This is a genomic window from Aeromonas sp. 96A (assembly GCF_051919165.1).
GTDB classification, from domain to species: domain Bacteria; phylum Pseudomonadota; class Gammaproteobacteria; order Enterobacterales; family Aeromonadaceae; genus Aeromonas; species Aeromonas veronii.
The window spans coordinates 4007077-4023837 of the sequence record NZ_JBQBFE010000001.1 but is presented as its reverse complement, the minus strand read 5'-3'; the positions used below and the strand labels follow the sequence as shown (position 1 = coordinate 4023837).

General features: G+C 57.3%; 14 protein-coding genes, 1 tRNA gene and 3 pseudogenes. 6 read left to right on the top strand and 12 right to left on the bottom strand.

What is annotated here, in order from left to right; all coding sequences use genetic code 11:
* Complete coding sequence (locus tag ACTG2W_RS18720) at positions 1 to 1560, bottom strand: OmpA family protein (RefSeq protein ID WP_245147616.1); 1560 nt, start codon at positions 1558 to 1560, stop codon at positions 1 to 3.
* 494 nt (positions 1561 to 2054) lie between these two features.
* On the opposite strand from ACTG2W_RS18720, the pseudogene ACTG2W_RS18715 reads away from it, so the two are divergent.
* Positions 2055 to 2453 (top strand): annotated as a pseudogene (locus ACTG2W_RS18715) (MGH1-like glycoside hydrolase domain-containing protein); the annotation flags it as partial.
* 54 nt (positions 2454 to 2507) lie between these two features.
* Here the strand turns inward: ACTG2W_RS18715 and ACTG2W_RS18710 are convergent.
* The 4 genes and pseudogenes from ACTG2W_RS18710 to ACTG2W_RS18695 all read right to left on the bottom strand — a co-directional run bounded on the left by ACTG2W_RS18710 (position 2508) and on the right by ACTG2W_RS18695 (position 5987).
* Positions 2508 to 3731 (bottom strand): annotated as a pseudogene (locus ACTG2W_RS18710) (IS3 family transposase).
* Positions 3732 to 3877: 146 nt separating this feature from the next.
* Entirely contained in the window at positions 3878 to 4429 is a 552-nt protein-coding gene (locus ACTG2W_RS18705) for a hemerythrin domain-containing protein (protein ID WP_005362195.1), read from the bottom strand.
* Positions 4430 to 4499: 70 nt separating this feature from the next.
* Positions 4500 to 5177, bottom strand: coding sequence for a uracil-DNA glycosylase (ung, locus tag ACTG2W_RS18700; RefSeq protein WP_005334934.1), 678 nt, complete (start codon positions 5175 to 5177; stop codon positions 4500 to 4502).
* 69 nt (positions 5178 to 5246) lie between these two features.
* A complete protein-coding gene (locus ACTG2W_RS18695; RefSeq protein WP_042054533.1) occupies positions 5247 to 5987 on the bottom strand; it encodes a substrate-binding periplasmic protein in 741 nt (246 codons plus the stop codon).
* Between the two features lie 369 nt (positions 5988 to 6356).
* Here ACTG2W_RS18695 and grcA point away from each other — a divergent pair, with 369 nt between their 5' ends.
* Entirely contained in the window at positions 6357 to 6737 is a 381-nt protein-coding gene (gene grcA / locus ACTG2W_RS18690; RefSeq protein WP_005334936.1) for an autonomous glycyl radical cofactor GrcA, read from the top strand.
* Positions 6738 to 6853: 116 nt separating this feature from the next.
* On the opposite strand, the gene ACTG2W_RS18685 is transcribed toward grcA, so the two are convergent.
* The 7 genes from ACTG2W_RS18685 to hemA all read right to left on the bottom strand — a co-directional run bounded on the left by ACTG2W_RS18685 (position 6854) and on the right by hemA (position 13948).
* The gene (locus ACTG2W_RS18685; protein ID WP_440016453.1) at positions 6854 to 8134 is read right to left on the bottom strand and encodes a dicarboxylate/amino acid:cation symporter; all 1281 of its coding nucleotides are present in this window, start codon (positions 8132 to 8134) and stop codon (positions 6854 to 6856) included.
* Positions 8135 to 8435: 301 nt separating this feature from the next.
* The gene (gene kdsA, locus ACTG2W_RS18680) at positions 8436 to 9290 is read right to left on the bottom strand and encodes a 3-deoxy-8-phosphooctulonate synthase (protein ID WP_005334937.1); all 855 of its coding nucleotides are present in this window, start codon (positions 9288 to 9290) and stop codon (positions 8436 to 8438) included.
* A gap of 97 nt (positions 9291 to 9387) precedes the next feature.
* Positions 9388 to 10188 (bottom strand): SirB1 family protein, encoded by an 801-nt coding sequence (locus tag ACTG2W_RS18675; protein WP_005362204.1) that lies wholly within the window; start codon positions 10186 to 10188, stop codon positions 9388 to 9390.
* A 12-nt stretch (positions 10189 to 10200) separates the two neighbouring features.
* Positions 10201 to 10590: a SirB2 family protein gene (locus ACTG2W_RS18670; RefSeq protein ID WP_421309419.1), complete on the bottom strand. Its 390-nt coding sequence runs from the start codon at positions 10588 to 10590 to the stop codon at positions 10201 to 10203.
* Positions 10591 to 10647: 57 nt separating this feature from the next.
* Positions 10648 to 11487 (bottom strand): peptide chain release factor N(5)-glutamine methyltransferase, encoded by an 840-nt coding sequence (prmC, locus tag ACTG2W_RS18665; RefSeq protein WP_421309420.1) that lies wholly within the window; start codon positions 11485 to 11487, stop codon positions 10648 to 10650.
* A gap of 61 nt (positions 11488 to 11548) precedes the next feature.
* Positions 11549 to 12637: a peptide chain release factor 1 gene (prfA, locus tag ACTG2W_RS18660; protein ID WP_042061304.1), complete on the bottom strand. Its 1089-nt coding sequence runs from the start codon at positions 12635 to 12637 to the stop codon at positions 11549 to 11551.
* Between the two features lie 51 nt (positions 12638 to 12688).
* Complete coding sequence (hemA, locus tag ACTG2W_RS18655) at positions 12689 to 13948, bottom strand: glutamyl-tRNA reductase (RefSeq protein ID WP_005362209.1); 1260 nt, start codon at positions 13946 to 13948, stop codon at positions 12689 to 12691.
* 126 nt (positions 13949 to 14074) lie between these two features.
* Between hemA and lolB the strand changes: the two genes are divergently transcribed.
* The 4 genes and pseudogenes from lolB (at position 14075) to ACTG2W_RS18635 (ending at position 16720) form a co-directional block, all read left to right on the top strand.
* Positions 14075 to 14653 carry a lipoprotein insertase outer membrane protein LolB gene (lolB, locus tag ACTG2W_RS18650; RefSeq protein ID WP_005353907.1) on the top strand — a complete coding sequence of 193 codons (579 nt, stop codon included), beginning with the start codon at positions 14075 to 14077 and terminating at the stop codon, positions 14651 to 14653.
* A pseudogene (gene ispE, locus ACTG2W_RS18645) lies at positions 14653 to 15523 on the top strand (4-(cytidine 5'-diphospho)-2-C-methyl-D-erythritol kinase). Before lolB ends, ispE begins: the two are co-directional and overlap by 1 nt.
* Positions 15503 to 15577: transfer RNA gene (locus tag ACTG2W_RS18640), tRNA-Gln, on the top strand. The pseudogene ispE and the gene ACTG2W_RS18640 overlap by 21 nt, the downstream one beginning before the upstream one ends.
* A 195-nt stretch (positions 15578 to 15772) precedes the next feature.
* On the top strand, positions 15773 to 16720 hold the full coding sequence (locus tag ACTG2W_RS18635) for a ribose-phosphate pyrophosphokinase (RefSeq protein WP_005343846.1): 948 nt from the start codon (positions 15773 to 15775) through the stop codon (positions 16718 to 16720).
* Positions 16721 to 16761 lie beyond the last annotated feature (41 nt).

Here is a 16761-nt window from a genome sequence, read left to right as displayed (position 1 = left end):
TTAACGACGCTTGGGCAGGTATTGGGCCACGTAGGCGTCACCCTGCTTCGGATAATAAATTTCGCCCGCAACCGCGGAACCAGTTCGTTTGTCGAACACAACGTCCATGCATGACACTGGCGAAGCAGCCTGATTGACGGCGAACACCCGATAGAGGATTTGAGTCTCCCCTTCGTAGGTATTGGCGACTGATTCAACCTTGGCGGTCTGCTTTTTGGATTTTTTGTAATTTGGGATGAACTGCATTGCGGGCTGCTTAGCCACTTTCGCTTCGTCACGCAGGACCGCAACCGGTCCCACCGATGCCACATGACCATTCACGGCAGCAACCCATGGCTTGCCATTGAGGCCAGGGAAGTATTCTTCTGTAGAATGTTCCGCCAGCGGTTGGCCATTCGCCAGGTTCTTAACCTGGCCCTCCACACGAGGCAGATCGCCGATACAAGAACTGATAGGAGCGCTTGCGTAAGCCGGAGTGATAATGGAGAAGGTGGGGGTTTTGGGCGCAATGCTGCCGGTCAGCAGTGAGGAATTGTCAGTAACCAAATGGCCACCAAAGTCGATGGTTCCCTTGCCGGCCAGTTTGACCGTTACAGAACCACTGGCATTCGATGAAGGGGGGAAAACGTCATCCGACTTAGGCTGAGCGACCGGCTTATCCTTGAGGGGGGCTGCAGCAGTAGTCATCGACTCGGCCGTGTTAGCAGACTTAGCGGGTATTGTTTCAGCCTTCATAATCTTTTGGGTCACCGCAGTGGTAGTGGCAGCCAATACGACCTTACTCGCAGAACCAGTGCCATGAGCTAAATATTTGGGACTGGCACGTTCCTCACTCACACGCTTGACCAGCAAGGCCTCATTTTGCACCTCGACCAACTCGACCCTGCGGTTCTGTGCTCTACCATTTTCGCTATCATTGCTGGCTATCGGTCGGGAAGAACCTGCCCCCTGGTAGTAGATATCGCTACGAGGCACCCCGGCTGCAGCCAGTATCTGGCCCATCGCCCGAGCTCGTTCTTCAGAGAGGCGCTGATTGAACTGAGCAGCGCCAGCAGAATCGGTATGGCCGACCACCAGCACCTTTCTACGTTGATTCTCGGGTAGTTTGGACTGATCTTCCCGCTTGCTGGCAAACTCTTGCGCCACACGGGTCATTTTCCGATAGCCTTCGGTGGTAAGGGTCGCGGAGCCTACCGGGAACATCTCGGCGTACTCTATAGACGCTTCAAGTCCCACGGCTGTAGGTTTGTCCTTCTGTTTCTGCTGCTCTTGGGCGGCAGCCACTTGCAGTTCACGAACCTGCATTTTTAAGCCTTCTTCTTTGGCTATTTTTTGCAACCGATCAACTCGATCTTTGTACCAAAGGCCGCCGCCACAACCCACAGCAGCACCGGCAACTGCCCCAATGAGCACCTTGTCGTTACCGCCTTGAGTGGCACCAATCGCAGCACCAGCAAGAGCGCCTAGCAGGCCACCACCGGCACAGCTTACCCAACTATCATTCTCGGCCACTTGCTTATCGATGGTTGCACACCCCGTCATCGACAAGGTTATGGCCATCGCCAGCACCGTTGGCCTACATATAGGCATCCTAATCATTACTTATCCCTTTTTTTGTTATGTTTACCTGAAATAGCAAGATTTATTGCCAGCCCCTCAAATCACCGCAAGTCAATAGACAAAACGCTAAGGACCACGTTGATAAACAATTCCATGATAAATACCAGCACATCAGGAATATCTCGGGACTGGTCTTAATATTGAGTTGGGCAAAAATCATCATCACACCACGTGCGGTCACACGCATACCCAGGCCATTCAATAAGCAACCAGTTACTTTTATTTGAGTTTTGAGGCAGTTTTCCCTGGGGAATACTGTTTCTCTCTAGGCATTTTTCAGCAAAAGACAGGCTCTCTTATCCAGCTATCCAATCGCCTCACCATTGAGAAAATGTCCACAAACCAAGGCTCTCCAAATGGAGTCATACAATCAATATTTCGGCCCATATTGTGCCTCATTCGAGAATTCAATGCAGCCTCATTATGTTGACTGCGAAGGGTGGAGCCCGCTCTGGGCAGAGATCGCCGACAAGGAGAAAGCGGCGCGGGTGCGCGAGGTGATGCTCAACACCCAGGAGTTCAACACAAAGATCCCGCTGGGCACAGCCGCGCTGACCAACCCGGCCTACGACCCCAATATCTACTGGCGCGGCTGGGTATGGCTCGATCAGTTCTACTTCGGGGTGAAGGGGCTCGAAAACTACGGCTATCGCAGCGATGCCGAGGCACTGGTCAACAAGCTGTTCAACAATGCCGAAGGACTGGCGGGCAGCGGCCCCATCCGCGAAAACTACAATCCGGAGACCGGCGCCATGCAGGGGGCCAGTAACTTCAGCTGGAGCTCGGCCCACCTCTATATGCTCTATCGCAACTTCCTGAAACCACAGGCGTAAGCTTGCTCCATGTCTAGTCCTGAAATAGGTTTACACTTTTCAACTAGCATTTCTCTACTCAGACCCCCTATGTACCGCATCGGGGGTTCTGTATTTCAACGCATGATGCGGCCGCTCCTCGTTGTAAATATCCACCGCTTCACGCACCATTTCCCGCGCTTGCGTCAAATCCTGCGGGCTTTGCAACAATAACTCTCCTTTCAAAATCCCGTTCACCCGCTCCGCCAACGCATTCTGGTAACAGTCATACCCATCCGTCATCGAGCATTTCACCCCGTACCGTTCATGTAGTGACTGATACAGCCCCGAGCAATACTGCACGCCGCGGTCCGAGTGGAGGATGAGTTCACCGCTGCCACGCCGTTGCTTCAGGGCTTTCTTGAACGCCATCGCCACCGACTCCGCGTGCATCCCTTCGTGCACGTGATGGCCCACTATCTTGCGTGAGTACGCATCCGTCACCAGGCTCAGGTACAGCGGCCCGCTCCTGGCTGGCAGATAGGTGATATCTGCGACCCAGACCTGCTTCGGGGCCACCGGCGTAACCTGCTCTGGTCCCGCCTTGAGCAAGTTGGGATGACGGTAGAAACGGTGAAAACTGTGGGTGGTCTTGTGATACGCCCGCTTAGGCGGCACCAGCAGGCGGTGCTCGGCCAATATCTGAAACAGCCTGTCCCGCCCGACCTTGAGCCCGCCATCATCCTGACCCTGCAGCAGATAATGCAGCTTGCGGGTGCCCACCCGAGGTTGTCGCAGTCGAACCTGACGCACAAAACGCACCACCTGCAATCCCTGTGCATGGCGCTCGTCGGCGACCCGATTGCGCTTGTAGTAAGCCTGCCGGCTTATCCCCTGAAACAGGCAAGCCCTGACGATGGTCAGCCTCTCGACTTGCCGCTGCGAGAGGACTTGCCGGGTCGCTTTTTTACGATGGAGACGCCGTAGTCATTCTTCAGTACATCGACGACGGCCTCAAAGAACTGGGCCTTCTGGCTCATCAGGGCCAGCTGCTGCTCGAGTTCCTTGATGCGCTGTTCTGGCGTCTGGTTGTCGGGGTCAGGCATGGTGATGCTCCTGCCGGCACGTACAGAAGCCCCCCTGGCTCCAATCTTGCCGACCATGTTTACGCAACCATACCAGAACGGTGGAGCGGCCCTGAATGCCATAACGCACCTGAGCCTGTTTGTAGGTGAGCTCGCCTTTTTCAATCTGCTCGACCAGTGCCAGTTTAAAAGTCAGCGAGTAATCGCGCTGTGTCCGTTTCACACCTTGTCCCATCGGGTTCTCCATTTATTGGGGGGACAGGTGTAAACCATATTCAGGACGGGACACCACCATGCAAAAGGCCTCCGGATGGAGGCCTTTCTGTTTTCACTCAAGTTGCACTCACACAATACCTGCCACGCGGCGGGTACGGGCTCGTCTTAGCCGTTAGTGAGCGGCAGAGAGAGGCGTTTGGCCAGTGCCTGGAAGTGCTGGCTCACCTCGGCCCCGAACAGGGGGTCGCCAATGGCGCGGTTCTGCCAGTTTTGCTCAAGATGACGCCAGTCATCCTCGGTCAGGGAGTCACGCAGATGGGGGAAGATCACCCCCTCTTCGTAGTTCATGTGCGCCTCTTGCAGTTCCACGAAGCGCTCCAGCTTGGTGGTGAACTGATCGAGGGGGATCACCGCATCCATCAGGATCATCTCCACCATCTCCTTGAGATCGGCCCCGGCCTCCAGCAGCTTGACGTGCTCCTCCTGCAGGCGGTTGGCGACCTCACCCTCCACCACCCGATATTTCAGGTAGTAGTCATAGATGAGGTCTTCCTTGGGATGGTGGTACTTGTCAGAGACCTCCCGCAGGTAGTCGATGACATCGCGCACCAGAAAATAGCTGATGGGCTCTTCGGCACGGATGGCTGCCAGCTTGTGCTTGAGCAGCTCCAAAAGTCGGGCGATGTTGAGATGGTCCTTGTGCAGACTGGATAACATGGGCACTCCTTGGCTCTGAATAAATCTTATGTCCCTGAGTATACGGTCATTTGTCGCCCGAACTTTGCACTCAATCAAGTGGGATGCAGACAGATTTCCACTCTATCGGACTCTTGTCCTGTTGTTCCAGCAAGCGATTGGTCTCGCTAAAGTGACCGCAACCGATGAAACCGCGGTGGGCAGAGAGGGGGCTCGGGTGCGGCGCGGTCAGCACATAGTGGCGCTGGCGGTCGATGAAACGTCCCTTCTTCTGGGCGTGGGCACCCCACAGCAGGAACACCACACCCTGACAACTGGCATTGATCTGCTCGATGACCCGATCGGTAAAGGTCTCCCATCCCAGATGGGCGTGGGAATGGGCCTGACCGGCCTGCACCGTCAGCACGGTGTTGAGCAGCAAGACACCTTGTTTGGCCCAGGATTCGAGAAAGCCGTGATTGGGTGTGACGAAACCTGGCAGGTCACGCTGCATCTCTTTATAGATGTTGACCAGTGAGGGAGGCGTACGCACGCCGGGCAGAACGGAGAAACAGAGCCCGTGCGCCTGATTGGGGCCGTGGTAGGGGTCCTGGCCCAGGATCACCACCTTGACCTGATCCAGCTCGGTCAGCTTGAAGGCATTGAACACATCGGTAGCTGGCGGGTAGATCACCTTGCCCGCTTCCCGCTCGGCTCTGACGGTTGCCAGCGTACTCTTGAAATAGTCCTGCTCTTTCTCAGAGCCAATTACATCACTCCAGGTCAGCACCCCGGCCTCCTCACTTGATACGGCGAAGGGCTCAGGATAGGGGGCCAGCCCGCAAGACGCAACCGTGGCTCACGCTTTCCAGAGCCTGGCTAGGCGCCCCGAGCGCTCCAGCTTGCGCAGCCCGGTATTGAACAGCAGCATCAGACGGCGCGCCTCAGGGTCAGCCTTGCGCATCAGCAGGTATCCCGGTTGCGACCAGATGGGGTCGGCGGCACCGGTCAGTGACAGCGATTGGGGATGACGAACGAGCGCCTGCTGGAACAGAGTCTGTGCCACCTGCTCATCCATCACCAGATAGTGGATCCGCCCGTCAAGCAGCTTGCCCATGCTCTCCTCATCAGAATCTGACCACTCGAGGGTGAGCCCGGCTTGACGGGCGGCAAAACCATCGCCATAGAAGTAGCCACGGGTCACCCCGACCGGCTCGTGTTTCAGCTCACCCAGATTGACCGCGGGCGTACCGGTCAGCGTCATCAGGCGAGTGGTGAAATGGCCGAGCGAGGCGGAGAGATAGAAAAGCTGCTCCCGCTCACGGGAGCGAAACCAGGGCATGGTGACCACATAGCGCCCCTCCAGAGTCAGTCGGTAAGCCTCGGCCCAGGAATAGAAGTGAAAGCTGACATCGAGCCCCTCTTCGGCAAAGGCCTGGCGCACCACCTCACAGAGAAAGCCCTGATTGGGCAGCGCCTCACTGATATAAGGTGGCCACTCGCCCACAGCAATACGCACTGTCTCGGCCCGCACCGCAACACTGCTTGCCCAGCAACAAAACAGGGCCAGCCATGCCCACTTTCGCCACCCATTATTCACCCGGCACTCTCCTCGCTTTTTTTGCTGAGTGTAGCCAACCTCTCAATTAACCTCAGAAAAAAGCACAAAAGATGTAGTTAAATTACTAGATTAACGAGATAAAAGATGCATAATTCGGATATCTTACAAAATCAGAAAAATGACCTATTTTTGATTCAACTCAAGAATTTAATCCCATTGAAATGGTGCTTTGTCGGATTTTCTTGATCTAGATCAATTTTGGTAATATTACCACCGTGGTATATATGACCCCATCAAAGAAAAGGTGTAAGGCAAGGGCCCTTTAAGTCGTCGATATTCTCGGTTGCTTAAATACATCAGGGTAATTTCCTTACAGTTGGATTCGCGTTCCCATTGAGGAGTCATACCATGATCAAAGGCATTCAAATCACCCAGGCCGCCAATACCGCTCTGCTGAACTCTTTCTGGCTGCTGGACGAAGAGAAGCAACAAGCTCGCTGCATCTGCGTCAAAGGCGATGCTTTCGCTGCCGATCAAGAAGTGCAACTGGCTGACCTGGGTCAGTTCGAATACCGCGAACTGCCGGTTCAGGCTGAGCCTGCTGTTGAAGGTGGCCAGCACCTGAACGTCAACGTGCTGCGTCGCGAAACTCTGGAAGATGCTATCGAAAACCCGGAGAAGTACCCGCAGCTGACCATCCGTGTATCTGGCTACGCAGTGCGTTTCAACGCCCTGACCCCGGAACAGCAGCGTGACGTGGTTACCCGTACTTTCACCCAGAGCCTGTAATCAGCGCCCTGCAGTGAAGAGCTGATACTTGCGGTATCAGCACAAAAAAACGGCCGATTGGCCGTTTTTTTATTGCCCCCGCACCAGCCAACGCGGCCGTGCGGGGGAAACAGCGCTTACGCCCTGTCCGCTTCCAGTTGCCCGACCTTGCCGCCGAGCACTGCATCCATTTTCTTCTCGTCCAGCTGCTTGCAGTATTTGGCGACCACCACGGTGGCAACCCCGTTACCGATCAGGTTGGTCAACGCCCGCGCTTCGGACATAAAGCGGTCGATCCCCAGGATCAGCGCCAAACCAGCCAGTGGCAGATGGCCCACCGCCGAAATGGTCGCTGCCAGCACGATAAAGCCACTACCAGTCACCCCCGCCGCTCCTTTCGAGGAGATCAGCAGTACCACCAGCAGGGTGATCTGCTGGAACAGATCCAGCGGCGTATTGGTAGCCTGGGCGATAAAAATCGCCGCCATGGTCAGATAGATGGAGGTGCCATCCAGGTTAAAGGAGTACCCGGTCGGAATGACCAGCCCCACCACCGATTTCTGGCAACCCAGCTTCTCCATCTTGTCCAGCATCCGCGGCAGTACCGACTCGGAAGAGGAGGTCCCCAGCACGATCAGCAGCTCCTCGCGAATGTAGGAGATGAAACGCAGGATGCTGAAGCCTGAGGCTTTAGCGATGCTGCCCAGCACAATGAAGATAAAGAAGAGGCAGGTGAGATAGAAGCAGGCAATAAGCTGGCCCAGCTGTACCAGTGAACCTACTCCATATTTGCCGATGGTAAATGCCATTGCCCCGAATGCACCGACCGGCGCCAATCTCATTATCATATTGATAATGCCAAATATGACTTTGGAGAAACTGTCGATGACGCCGAAAAAAATCTGTCCCTTTTCACCGATATGATGCAGGGAGAAGCCGAACAGCACCGCAAACAGTAACACCTGCAAGATATTACCGCTGGCAAAGGCACCGATCACACTGCCCGGAATAATATCCAGCAAAAAGGCGATAATGCCCTGGGACTTGGCCTGCTCCGCATAGGCGGAGATGGCGCTGGCATCCAGCGCAGCCGGATCGACGTTCATACCGGCACCCGGTTGCAGCAGGTTGACCACACACAGCCCGATGATCAAGGCGATAGTGCTGACCACCTCGAAGTAGAGCAGAGCAATGGCGCCGGTCTTGCCGACCGCCTTCATGCTCTCCATCCCGGCAATGCCGGTAACCACGGTACAGAAAATAACGGGGGCGATGATCATCTTGATCAATTTGACGAAGCCATCACCGAGGGGCTTCATATCGGCGCCCAGTTCCGGATAGACATGCCCCAGAAATACCCCGAGGGTAATCGCGAGCAATACCTGAAAATAGAGGCTGCTAAATAGTTTCTTTCGCATTATTAACGTCCTGTTAATTTAATTGCACATTGTTATGGCAGCAATAAACATGCAGATAGCCGGACGAGATATCTGCGTACCTCACCCGATCCATGCTGTTTCTGCATTACTACGGGGACCACTTTACATGTAATAAAAAACAATTAAGAGACATTAATCACACAACAAAATTAACACCATTAACACCACAGCAACCAACAATTGTTTGCTCGCGGATTAATTTGAGTCTTCAACTAAATATGGCAGATATAAAAATACCCCGCATTGCGGGGCATTTTCATCAGGCATGACAGCGTCGGTATCAGGCCGAGGTATCAAGAGGTTCGAAGCCCTTGATCAGGTCATCGATGGCCTTCATCTGTTTGAGGAAGCCTTCCAGCTTCTCCAGCGGCAGGGCACTCGGGCCATCGCAGCGGGCAATTTTCGGATCCGGGTGGGATTCGATAAAGAGACCGGCCAGACCGACCGCCATGCCGGCACGTGCCAGCTCGGTCACCTGTTCGCGACGACCACCGGAGGCGGCCCCCAGCGGATCACGGCACTGCAGGGAGTGGGTCACGTCAAAGATCACCGGATAGCCGCCGGTGCTCTTCTTCATCACCCCCAGGCCCAGCATGTCCACCACCAGGTTGTCGTAGCCGAAATTGGCACCGCGCTCACACAGGATCAGCTGATCGTTGCCACACTCCTCGAACTTGTCGGTGATGTTCTTCATCTGACTTGGGCTGAGGAACTGCGGCTTCTTGATGTTGATAACGTTGCCGGTGCGGGCCATGGCTTCCACCAGATCGGTCTGGCGTGCCAGGAAAGCGGGCAGCTGGATAACGTCAACCACCTCGGCAACCGGCTTGGCCTGATGGGGTTCGTGCAGATCGGAGATGACCGGCATGCCGAAGGTCGCTTTCAGCTCCTGGAAAATCTTCATCCCCTCTTCCAGACCCGGACCGCGGTAAGAGTGGATGGAGGAGCGGTTGGCCTTGTCCCAGCTCGCCTTGAAGACAAACGGGATGCCCAGCTTGCTGGTCACTTCCACGTACTTCTCGCACACCGCCATCGCCATGTCGCGGGATTCCAGCACGTTCATGCCGCCAAACAGCACGAACGGTTTGTCGTTGGCTACGTCGATCTGGTTGATCTTGATATTCTTCTGTTCCATCTAAGACTTCCTTAATGAAGGGGCCTGAAGCCAAGTTACTCCGTTGCAGCCGAGCGCTGCGGCCTTGATATTCTTCTGTTTCAGTTTCAAGCCGCCCTTAATGGAGGGGCTTGGGGCTCAGATCCAGCGCGGCCAGCTGCACTTTCAGCACATCGGCCACCGGATCGTCCGGGCATTGTTCAATAAAATATTCAAAATCGTCGGCGGCCTGGCGCGGGCAATCGAGCTGCTCGTAGATAAAGCCGCGATCCCGCGTCTCCAGCGGATCGCCGGGCTTCATCCGCAGCAACAGCTCGCTGCAACGCAGCGCCTCGGGCATTCGGTCTTCCCGCAGCAGGGCTCCCTTGCTGACGTTGAGCAGCCGTTCGATGATCTCCCACTGGCCGGAGGGCTGCAGGTAGTCGGGGGTCAGAGTCGCCAAGTCCCCCAACGCACCGCGCAGCAGCAGCTCGATACGGGCCAGGCTCAGCTCGTCGCCGGTAAAGGGGTCGACATAGACCTCGCCCTCGCCACCGGCAAAGCTCACCAGGAAGTGGCCGGGGAAGCAGATCCCCTCTACATCGAGCCCGAGCTTGCGCCCCAGCTGGATGATGAGAATGCCGAGGCTGACCGGGATCCCTTTGCGCTGAACCAGCACCTGATTGAGATCGCAGTTGTTGGCAGAGAAATAATCCTGCCAGTCGCCATGAAAACCGAGGCTGTGGTAGAAGCCTTGCAGCAACTGCTGGCGCACCTCGTCGCAGGTGCCCTCTTCGATCTGCTCGTCCAGCCACTCGTCCAGCAGGTTCAACTCGCGGATCCCCTCCTCGACCGAGCCATAAATCTCGTCGCTGACTGACAACGCCAGCTCGGTGATGTCGTGGGCTTCGAAATCGGTCCATTCGTCTATGTGTAACATTCTCTTCATGCCTTAGCCGAACACACTCGTCTGTTTGAGCACTGCCAACTTGGCAATAAAGTAGATCCAGCCGAGCGCCCCCAGAAAGGAGCACCAGCGCACCAGATTGCTTTTGGCCAGCCGCAGCGCCATCGCCGCCAGAAATACCAGCACCAGAATGGCCATCAGCTTCTCGCTGAGCCAGGGCGTTCCGTTATTGAGCGGGTTGAGATCCAGCGCCATGCAGAGCAATACGCCGGAGAGCACCACCAGACCGTTGAGCCAGCCGCTGACCTTCATCACCGGCGCGCTATAGGCTCGGCCAGTGGCGGTCTGTACCCAGTAGAAGCGGAGCATAAACATCAGCACGGCCCCGGCTATCAGGGTGAGGTGCAGATGCTTGAGCACAAGATAACTATTCAATATCAATCCTCGATGCAGAGGCCGCGCCTCTGCCCGTCAAACCGGTAGTTAAGAGATTCAGCAGGCCGGACACATACCCAGAGTGACCCGCTCGTTCTCCCCGTAATCGCGCACCGTGGTTACGCTGCGATAGCCGAGACCCAGCAACAGCTGGCGCACCGCCATCCCCTGATCCCAGCCATGTTCCAGTAGCAGCCACCCTTCGCTGTGCAGATGGGCCGGGGCATGGGTCGCGATGTGGCGGATATCCGCCAGTCCCGCTTCGTCCGCCACCAGCGCCGAGCGCGGTTCAAAGCGTACATCACCCTGCTCGAGATGGGGATCGGCGCCATCAATATAGGGGGGATTGGAGACAATCACCGCAAAGCGGGGTACCTGCTCATCGAGCGGGGCAAACCAGCTGCCGTCACGCACCTCGATGGGCAACCCCAGCGCCGCACTGTTCTCGCGCGCCAGTGCAGCAGCGTCCGCCATCCGATCCACCGCCCAGACATCGAGCTCGGGTCGCTCGGACTTGATAGCCAGCGCGATGGCACCGGTGCCGGTACCGAGATCCAGCACGGCACACGGCCCCTGCGGGATTCTGGTCAGCGCCTGCTCGACCAGCACCTCGGTATCGGGGCGCGGGATCAGGGTCGCCGGGCTAACTTTCAGCGGCAGCGACCAGAACTCCCGCTCGCCCACCAGATGGGCGATGGGTTCGCCATTGAGACGACGGACCAGCCACCCCTGCAGGGTGGCCTGCTGGGCGGCATCCAGCTCACGCTCGGGCCAGGTCATCAGATAGCTGCGCCGGCAGTCGAGCAGATGGCAGAGCAGTACATCGGCGTCGGCGCGGGGGGATTCTCCCCCAGCCAACACAGTCATGATATGGGCGCGGGCCTGCTGGATCTGCATCAATGCCACTCCACCTTATGGGCACAACACTTAATGCGAGCTTGCCGGATCACCATTTGCATCAGTTGTTCTCGGCCAGCGAGGCGAGCTGATCGGCCTGATACTCCTGCACCAGCGGGGTGATGACGCAGTCCAGATCCCCTTCCAAAATTTCGGAGAGACGGTAGAGGGTCAGGTTGATGCGGTGCTCGGAGAGGCGGCCCTGCGGATAGTTGTAGGTGCGAATGCGCTCGGAGCGATCACCGGAGCCTACCAGATTGCGGCGGGTGCTCTGCTCGGCGGCGCGGTGACGCTCATCCTCGGCCGCTTGCAGGCGGGCTGAGAGCACCGACATCGCCTTGGCGCGGTTCTTGTGCTGGGAGCGCTCATCCTGACACTCCACCACCAGACCGGTCGGCAGGTGGGTGATGCGAATGGCCGAGTCGGTCTTGTTGACGTGCTGACCGCCGGCACCGGAGGCGCGGAAGGTGTCGATCTTCAGATCGGAAGGGTTGATCTCGATCTGCTCGGCTTCCGGCACTTCCGGCAGCACGGCGACGGTACAGGCGGAGGTGTGCACCCGGCCCTGAGACTCGGTCTCCGGCACCCGCTGTACCCGGTGACCACCGGATTCAAACTTGAGACGGCCATAGACGCGCTCGCCGTCGATCTTGGCGATCACCTCCTTGTAGCCACCGTATTCACCATCGTTGCAGCTGACGATGGAGACGCGCCAGCCCTGACGCTCGGCAAACCGTGAATACATGCGGAACAGGTCACCGGCAAAGATGGCCGCTTCGTCGCCACCGGCACCGGCGCGGATCTCCAGATAGCAATTGTTGTCATCCTTGGGATCCTTGGGCAGCAACATCAGTTGCAGCTCCTGCTCCAGCGCCTCCAGATTGGCCTTGGCCAGCGGCAGCTCCTCCTGCGCCATCTCGCGCAGGTCGGCATCCTCCTCCTCCAGCATCATCTGGGTGGTCTCAAGATCATCCTGAGCCTGACGGTAACGCTGGAAGGCGTGAACGATATCTTCCAGCTGGGCATATTCGCGGGTCAGGGCGCGGTAGCGATCCTGATCCGAGACCACGTCTGGCTCGCCGAGCATGGCCTGTACTTCTTCGTGGCGCTCGATGAGGCCTTCCAGCTTTCTGATCAGTGACGGATTCATAACTCTTGCATTCTCAATGGAGGACGAAACAACCGGCAGGTTGCCCGAAAATTATGGCTCTTGTGACAACCCCAGCGCCTGCCGCAAGCGGGAGAGCTCGCTCTGATCCCCCTGGGAGGCAGCCTGGCGCAACGCCTGGGTCGGCGCGTGGATCAATTTGTTGGTGAGGCGATGGGCCATCGCCTTGAGCGCCTGTTCGGCACTCTCGCCCTGCGCCAATGCCAGCAGGGCCCGTTGCAACTCTTCATCAGCCACCTGTTGGGACTGATGGCGGTAATCGCGAATGAGATCGACCGAGCTCTGGCCGCGATACCAGCCCATAAACTCGTCGCGCTCTTCCTGCACGATCACTTCCGCCTGTGCGGCAGCCCGTTTACGGGTTTCGAGGTTCTGCTCGATGATCCCCTGCAAATCATCCACCGTGTAGAGATAGGCATCGGAGAGCTCATCAACTTCGGCTTCGATGTCGCGCGGCACGGCAATATCCACCAGAAACATGGGTTTGAAGCGGCGGGCCTTCAGCGCGCGCTCCACCATCCCCTTGCCGATGATGGGCAGGGGGCTGGCGGTCGAGCTGATGACAATATCCGCCTCGTGCAGATAGTCGGGGATCTCTTCGAGCGTCATCACCTGGGCGCCGAATTCGGCCGCAAGGGTCTGGGCGCGCTGCAGGGTGCGGTTGGCCACCATCATCTTGGTGACGTTCTGCTCGCGCAGATGACGGGCCACCAGTTCGATGGTCTCCCCCGCCCCGACCAGCAATACCTTGGTCTGGGAGAGATCGGAGAAGATCCGCCGACCCAGACTGACGGCGGCAAACGCCACCGACACGGCACTGGCGCCAATCTCGGTATCGGTACGCACTCTTTTCGCCACCGAGAAGGATTTCTGGAACAACCGCTCCAGCGCCCCCTTCACCGACTCCGCCTGCTGGGCATGGGCGTAGGATTGCTTGATCTGCCCCAGGATCTGCGGCTCCCCCAACACCAGCGAGTCGAGCCCGCACGCCACCCGCATCAGGTGGCGCACCGCCTCTTCATCGTGATGCTGATAGATGGCAGTGACCAGTTCGGCCGCGTCCAGCCCGTGGAACTGTTGCAGCCAGCGCAGCACTTGCTCCTGCCGCTCCTCCTCCAGATTGCAATAGAGTTCGGTCCGGTTGCAGGTGGAGACGATCACCGCCTCGCTGACACCGGGTTGGCTCACCAGCTCACGCAAGGCGCGATCGATGCAGTCCGGGCCAAAGGCGACCCGTTCCCGCAAGGCGACACTGGCGGTGTTGTGGTTGATTCCGAGGGCAAGCAAACTCATGAGTGGGCGACGATCATTTCATACGCTGGGTGCAAAGGCTGCCAATTGTACGAGAAAGGGTAAGTCTTTAAAAGCAATACGGCCGCCCCGTATACTGTGGCAAATTCCTCTCTCTGGAGCCGTCTCTTGCTGCTACGTATTTTTACCCTCACCTGCCTGCTGTTGCTGGCCGGTTGTGCCACCACCCAGCCCCAGCGTGACCAGGTGAACTGGAACCAGGAGCGGACCCGCCTCGAGCAGCTGACCCATTGGCAGCTATCCGGCAAGATGGCCATCATCACGCCACAGCAAAAGGGCAGCGCCCGTCTCAACTGGCAGCAGGATGGGGAGGATTATCGCCTCAACCTCACCAGCCTGATTGGCACCAGCATTCTGGAGCTCTCCCGCAGCAAAGGCGAGATCACCCTGCTCGACAGCGACGGCAATCGCCACCAGAGCCAGGATGCCGAAGCGCTCATCTATCAACTGACCGGCTGGAATATTCCGGTTGCAGGATTACCGGAGTGGATCAAGGGGCTGCCAGGTCAGGCAGAGTTTGAACTCAACCCCGACAGCAGTCTGGCCAGCGTGCGCGACGGCCAGTGGCAGATCGTTTATGGCGATTATCGGGATCAGGATGGCTACCGCCTGCCACACCAGCTGACCATGACCGGCCAGAACAGCCGCCTCAAGCTTCAGATCAACCAATGGACTCTTGCACGTTAATGGCTTCCACACGCTGGCCGGCACCGGCCAAACTCAACCTGTTTCTACACGTCAATGGCCGTCGTCCCGATGGTTATCACGAGCTGCAGACCCTGTTTATCTTCCTCAACCACAGCGACTGGCTCGAGTTTGAGGTGATACCGAATAGCGACACACTCACCCTGAGCCCGGCCATTCCCGGGGTGCCGGATGAGCAGAATCTGATTATTCGGGCGGCACGCCTGCTGCAAGCAACCCTGCCGAGCCCGCAAGGTGCCCATATCCGGCTGGAAAAAGTGCTTCCCATGGGGGGCGGTATTGGCGGCGGTTCATCCGATGCAGCGACCACGCTGGTGGCGCTTAACCACCTCTGGCAAGCGGGTTTGAGCGAAGATGAGCTGGCAGCGCTCGGCGTCCAGTTGGGGGCTGATGTACCGGTGTTTGTCCGTGGCAAGGCGGCCTTTGCCGAAGGGGTGGGCGAGCGGCTGCAACCGGTCAAACTGCCCGATGCCTGGTATCTGGTACTCAAGCCCGATTGCCATGTAGCGACCGCAGCCGTATTCCAGGATCCGGACCTGCCGAGAGCCACGCCGAAAATGTCGCTGGACAACCTGCTGGAAGGCGAGTGGAAAAACGATTGCGAATCACTGGTGAAAAAGCGCCACCCCGAGGTTGCCAATGCGCTCGGCTGGTTGCTAGAATACGCGCCGTCAAGAATGACGGGCACAGGAGCCTGCGTCTTTGCTCAATTTGAAGACGAAGTGACTGCTCGGGAAGTGTTGGCCTGCGTGCCGAAGGGACTTGATGGGTTTGTCGCCAAGGGCGAGAACATATCACCTCTCTTCTCCACATTGCAACAGTTCAAATGATTGGGGTATCGCCAAGCGGTAAGGCAGCGGGTTTTGATCTCGCCATTCCTAGGTTCGAATCCTAGTACCCCAGCCAATTTTACCGAACGGTATTGATGATGATTAACGTGGCCGGTTTTGCACTCGGCCACGGATTCGGGTTACCGATATCATCACAATCATTGGGCAGCAGAGACCTTGTACGTTATCTTGATAAATCGTTTGCCCCAAAACGATAGGGTCTGATTTCAGACTCCCCCACATACTGGATGCAACCCCGAGGTTTCAAACCGTGCCTGACATGAAGCTGTTTGCTGGTAACGCAACGCCGGAACTAGCCCAGAAGATCGCAGATCGCCTGTTTATCAAACTCGGCAATGCTGCCGTAGGTCGCTTTAGCGACGGCGAGATCAGCGTACAGATCAATGAGAATGTACGTGGTGGCGATATCTTCATCATTCAATCCACCTGTGCCCCGACCAACGACAATTTGATGGAATTGATCGTCATGGTGGATGCTCTGCGTCGTGCTTCAGCTGGCCGTATCACTGCCGTTATCCCCTACTTTGGTTATGCCCGTCAGGACCGCCGCGTCCGCTCTGCCCGTGTACCCATCACCGCCAAGGTTGTCGCTGACTTCCTCTCCAGCGTCGGTGTGGATCGCGTGCTGACCGTTGACCTGCATGCCGAGCAAATTCAAGGTTTCTTCGACGTTCCGGTAGACAACGTGTTCGGTAGCCCGGTGCTGCTGGAAGACATGAAGTCCAAGAACCTCGAGTCTCCTGTCGTCGTCTCTCCGGACATCGGTGGCGTCGTGCGTGCCCGCGCCATCGCCAAGCTGCTGGATGACACCGACATCGCCATCATCGACAAGCGCCGTCCCCGCCCGAACGTCTCCCAGGTCATGCACCTGATCGGTGACGTTGCCGGCCGCGACTGCATCATCGTTGATGACATGATCGACACCGGCGGCACCCTGTGCAAAGCCGCAGAGGCCCTGAAAGAGCGCGGTGCCAAGCGTGTATTCGCCTACGCTACCCACCCGGTCTTCTCCGGTTCCGCCGTCGAGAACATCAAGAACTCCGTGATCGATGAACTGATCATCACCGACTCCATCCCGCTCACTGCGGAGATGAAAGCGGTCGGCAAGGTCAAGCAGCTGACGCTGTCAACTGTACTGGCCGAAGCCATTCGTCGCATCAGCAACGAAGAGTCCATCTCTGCCATGTTTGAGCATTGATAGATTCAGCAATAACGAAAACCGCCATCAGGCGGTTTTCG

Bases quoted from the DNA above. Each gene is read 5' to 3' on its own strand.
- ACTG2W_RS18685 (WP_440016453.1), bottom strand. From the start codon at position 8,134: ATGCGAAAGAAACTATTTAGCAGCCTCTATTTTCAGGTATTGCTCGCG.
- ACTG2W_RS18675 (WP_005362204.1), bottom strand. From the start codon at position 10,188: ATGTTACACATAGACGAATGGACCGATTTCGAAGCCCACGACATCACC.
- prmC (WP_421309420.1), bottom strand. From the start codon at position 11,487: ATGCAGATCCAGCAGGCCCGCGCCCATATCATGACTGTGTTGGCTGGG.
- ACTG2W_RS18720 (WP_245147616.1), bottom strand. From the start codon at position 1,560: ATGGCCATAACCTTGTCGATGACGGGGTGTGCAACCATCGATAAGCAA.
- hemA (WP_005362209.1), bottom strand. From the start codon at position 13,948: ATGAGTTTGCTTGCCCTCGGAATCAACCACAACACCGCCAGTGTCGCC.
- grcA (WP_005334936.1), top strand. From the start codon at position 6,357: ATGATCAAAGGCATTCAAATCACCCAGGCCGCCAATACCGCTCTGCTG.
- kdsA (WP_005334937.1), bottom strand. From the start codon at position 9,290: ATGGAACAGAAGAATATCAAGATCAACCAGATCGACGTAGCCAACGAC.
- ACTG2W_RS18705 (WP_005362195.1), bottom strand. From the start codon at position 4,429: ATGTTATCCAGTCTGCACAAGGACCATCTCAACATCGCCCGACTTTTG.
- prfA (WP_042061304.1), bottom strand. From the start codon at position 12,637: ATGAATCCGTCACTGATCAGAAAGCTGGAAGGCCTCATCGAGCGCCAC.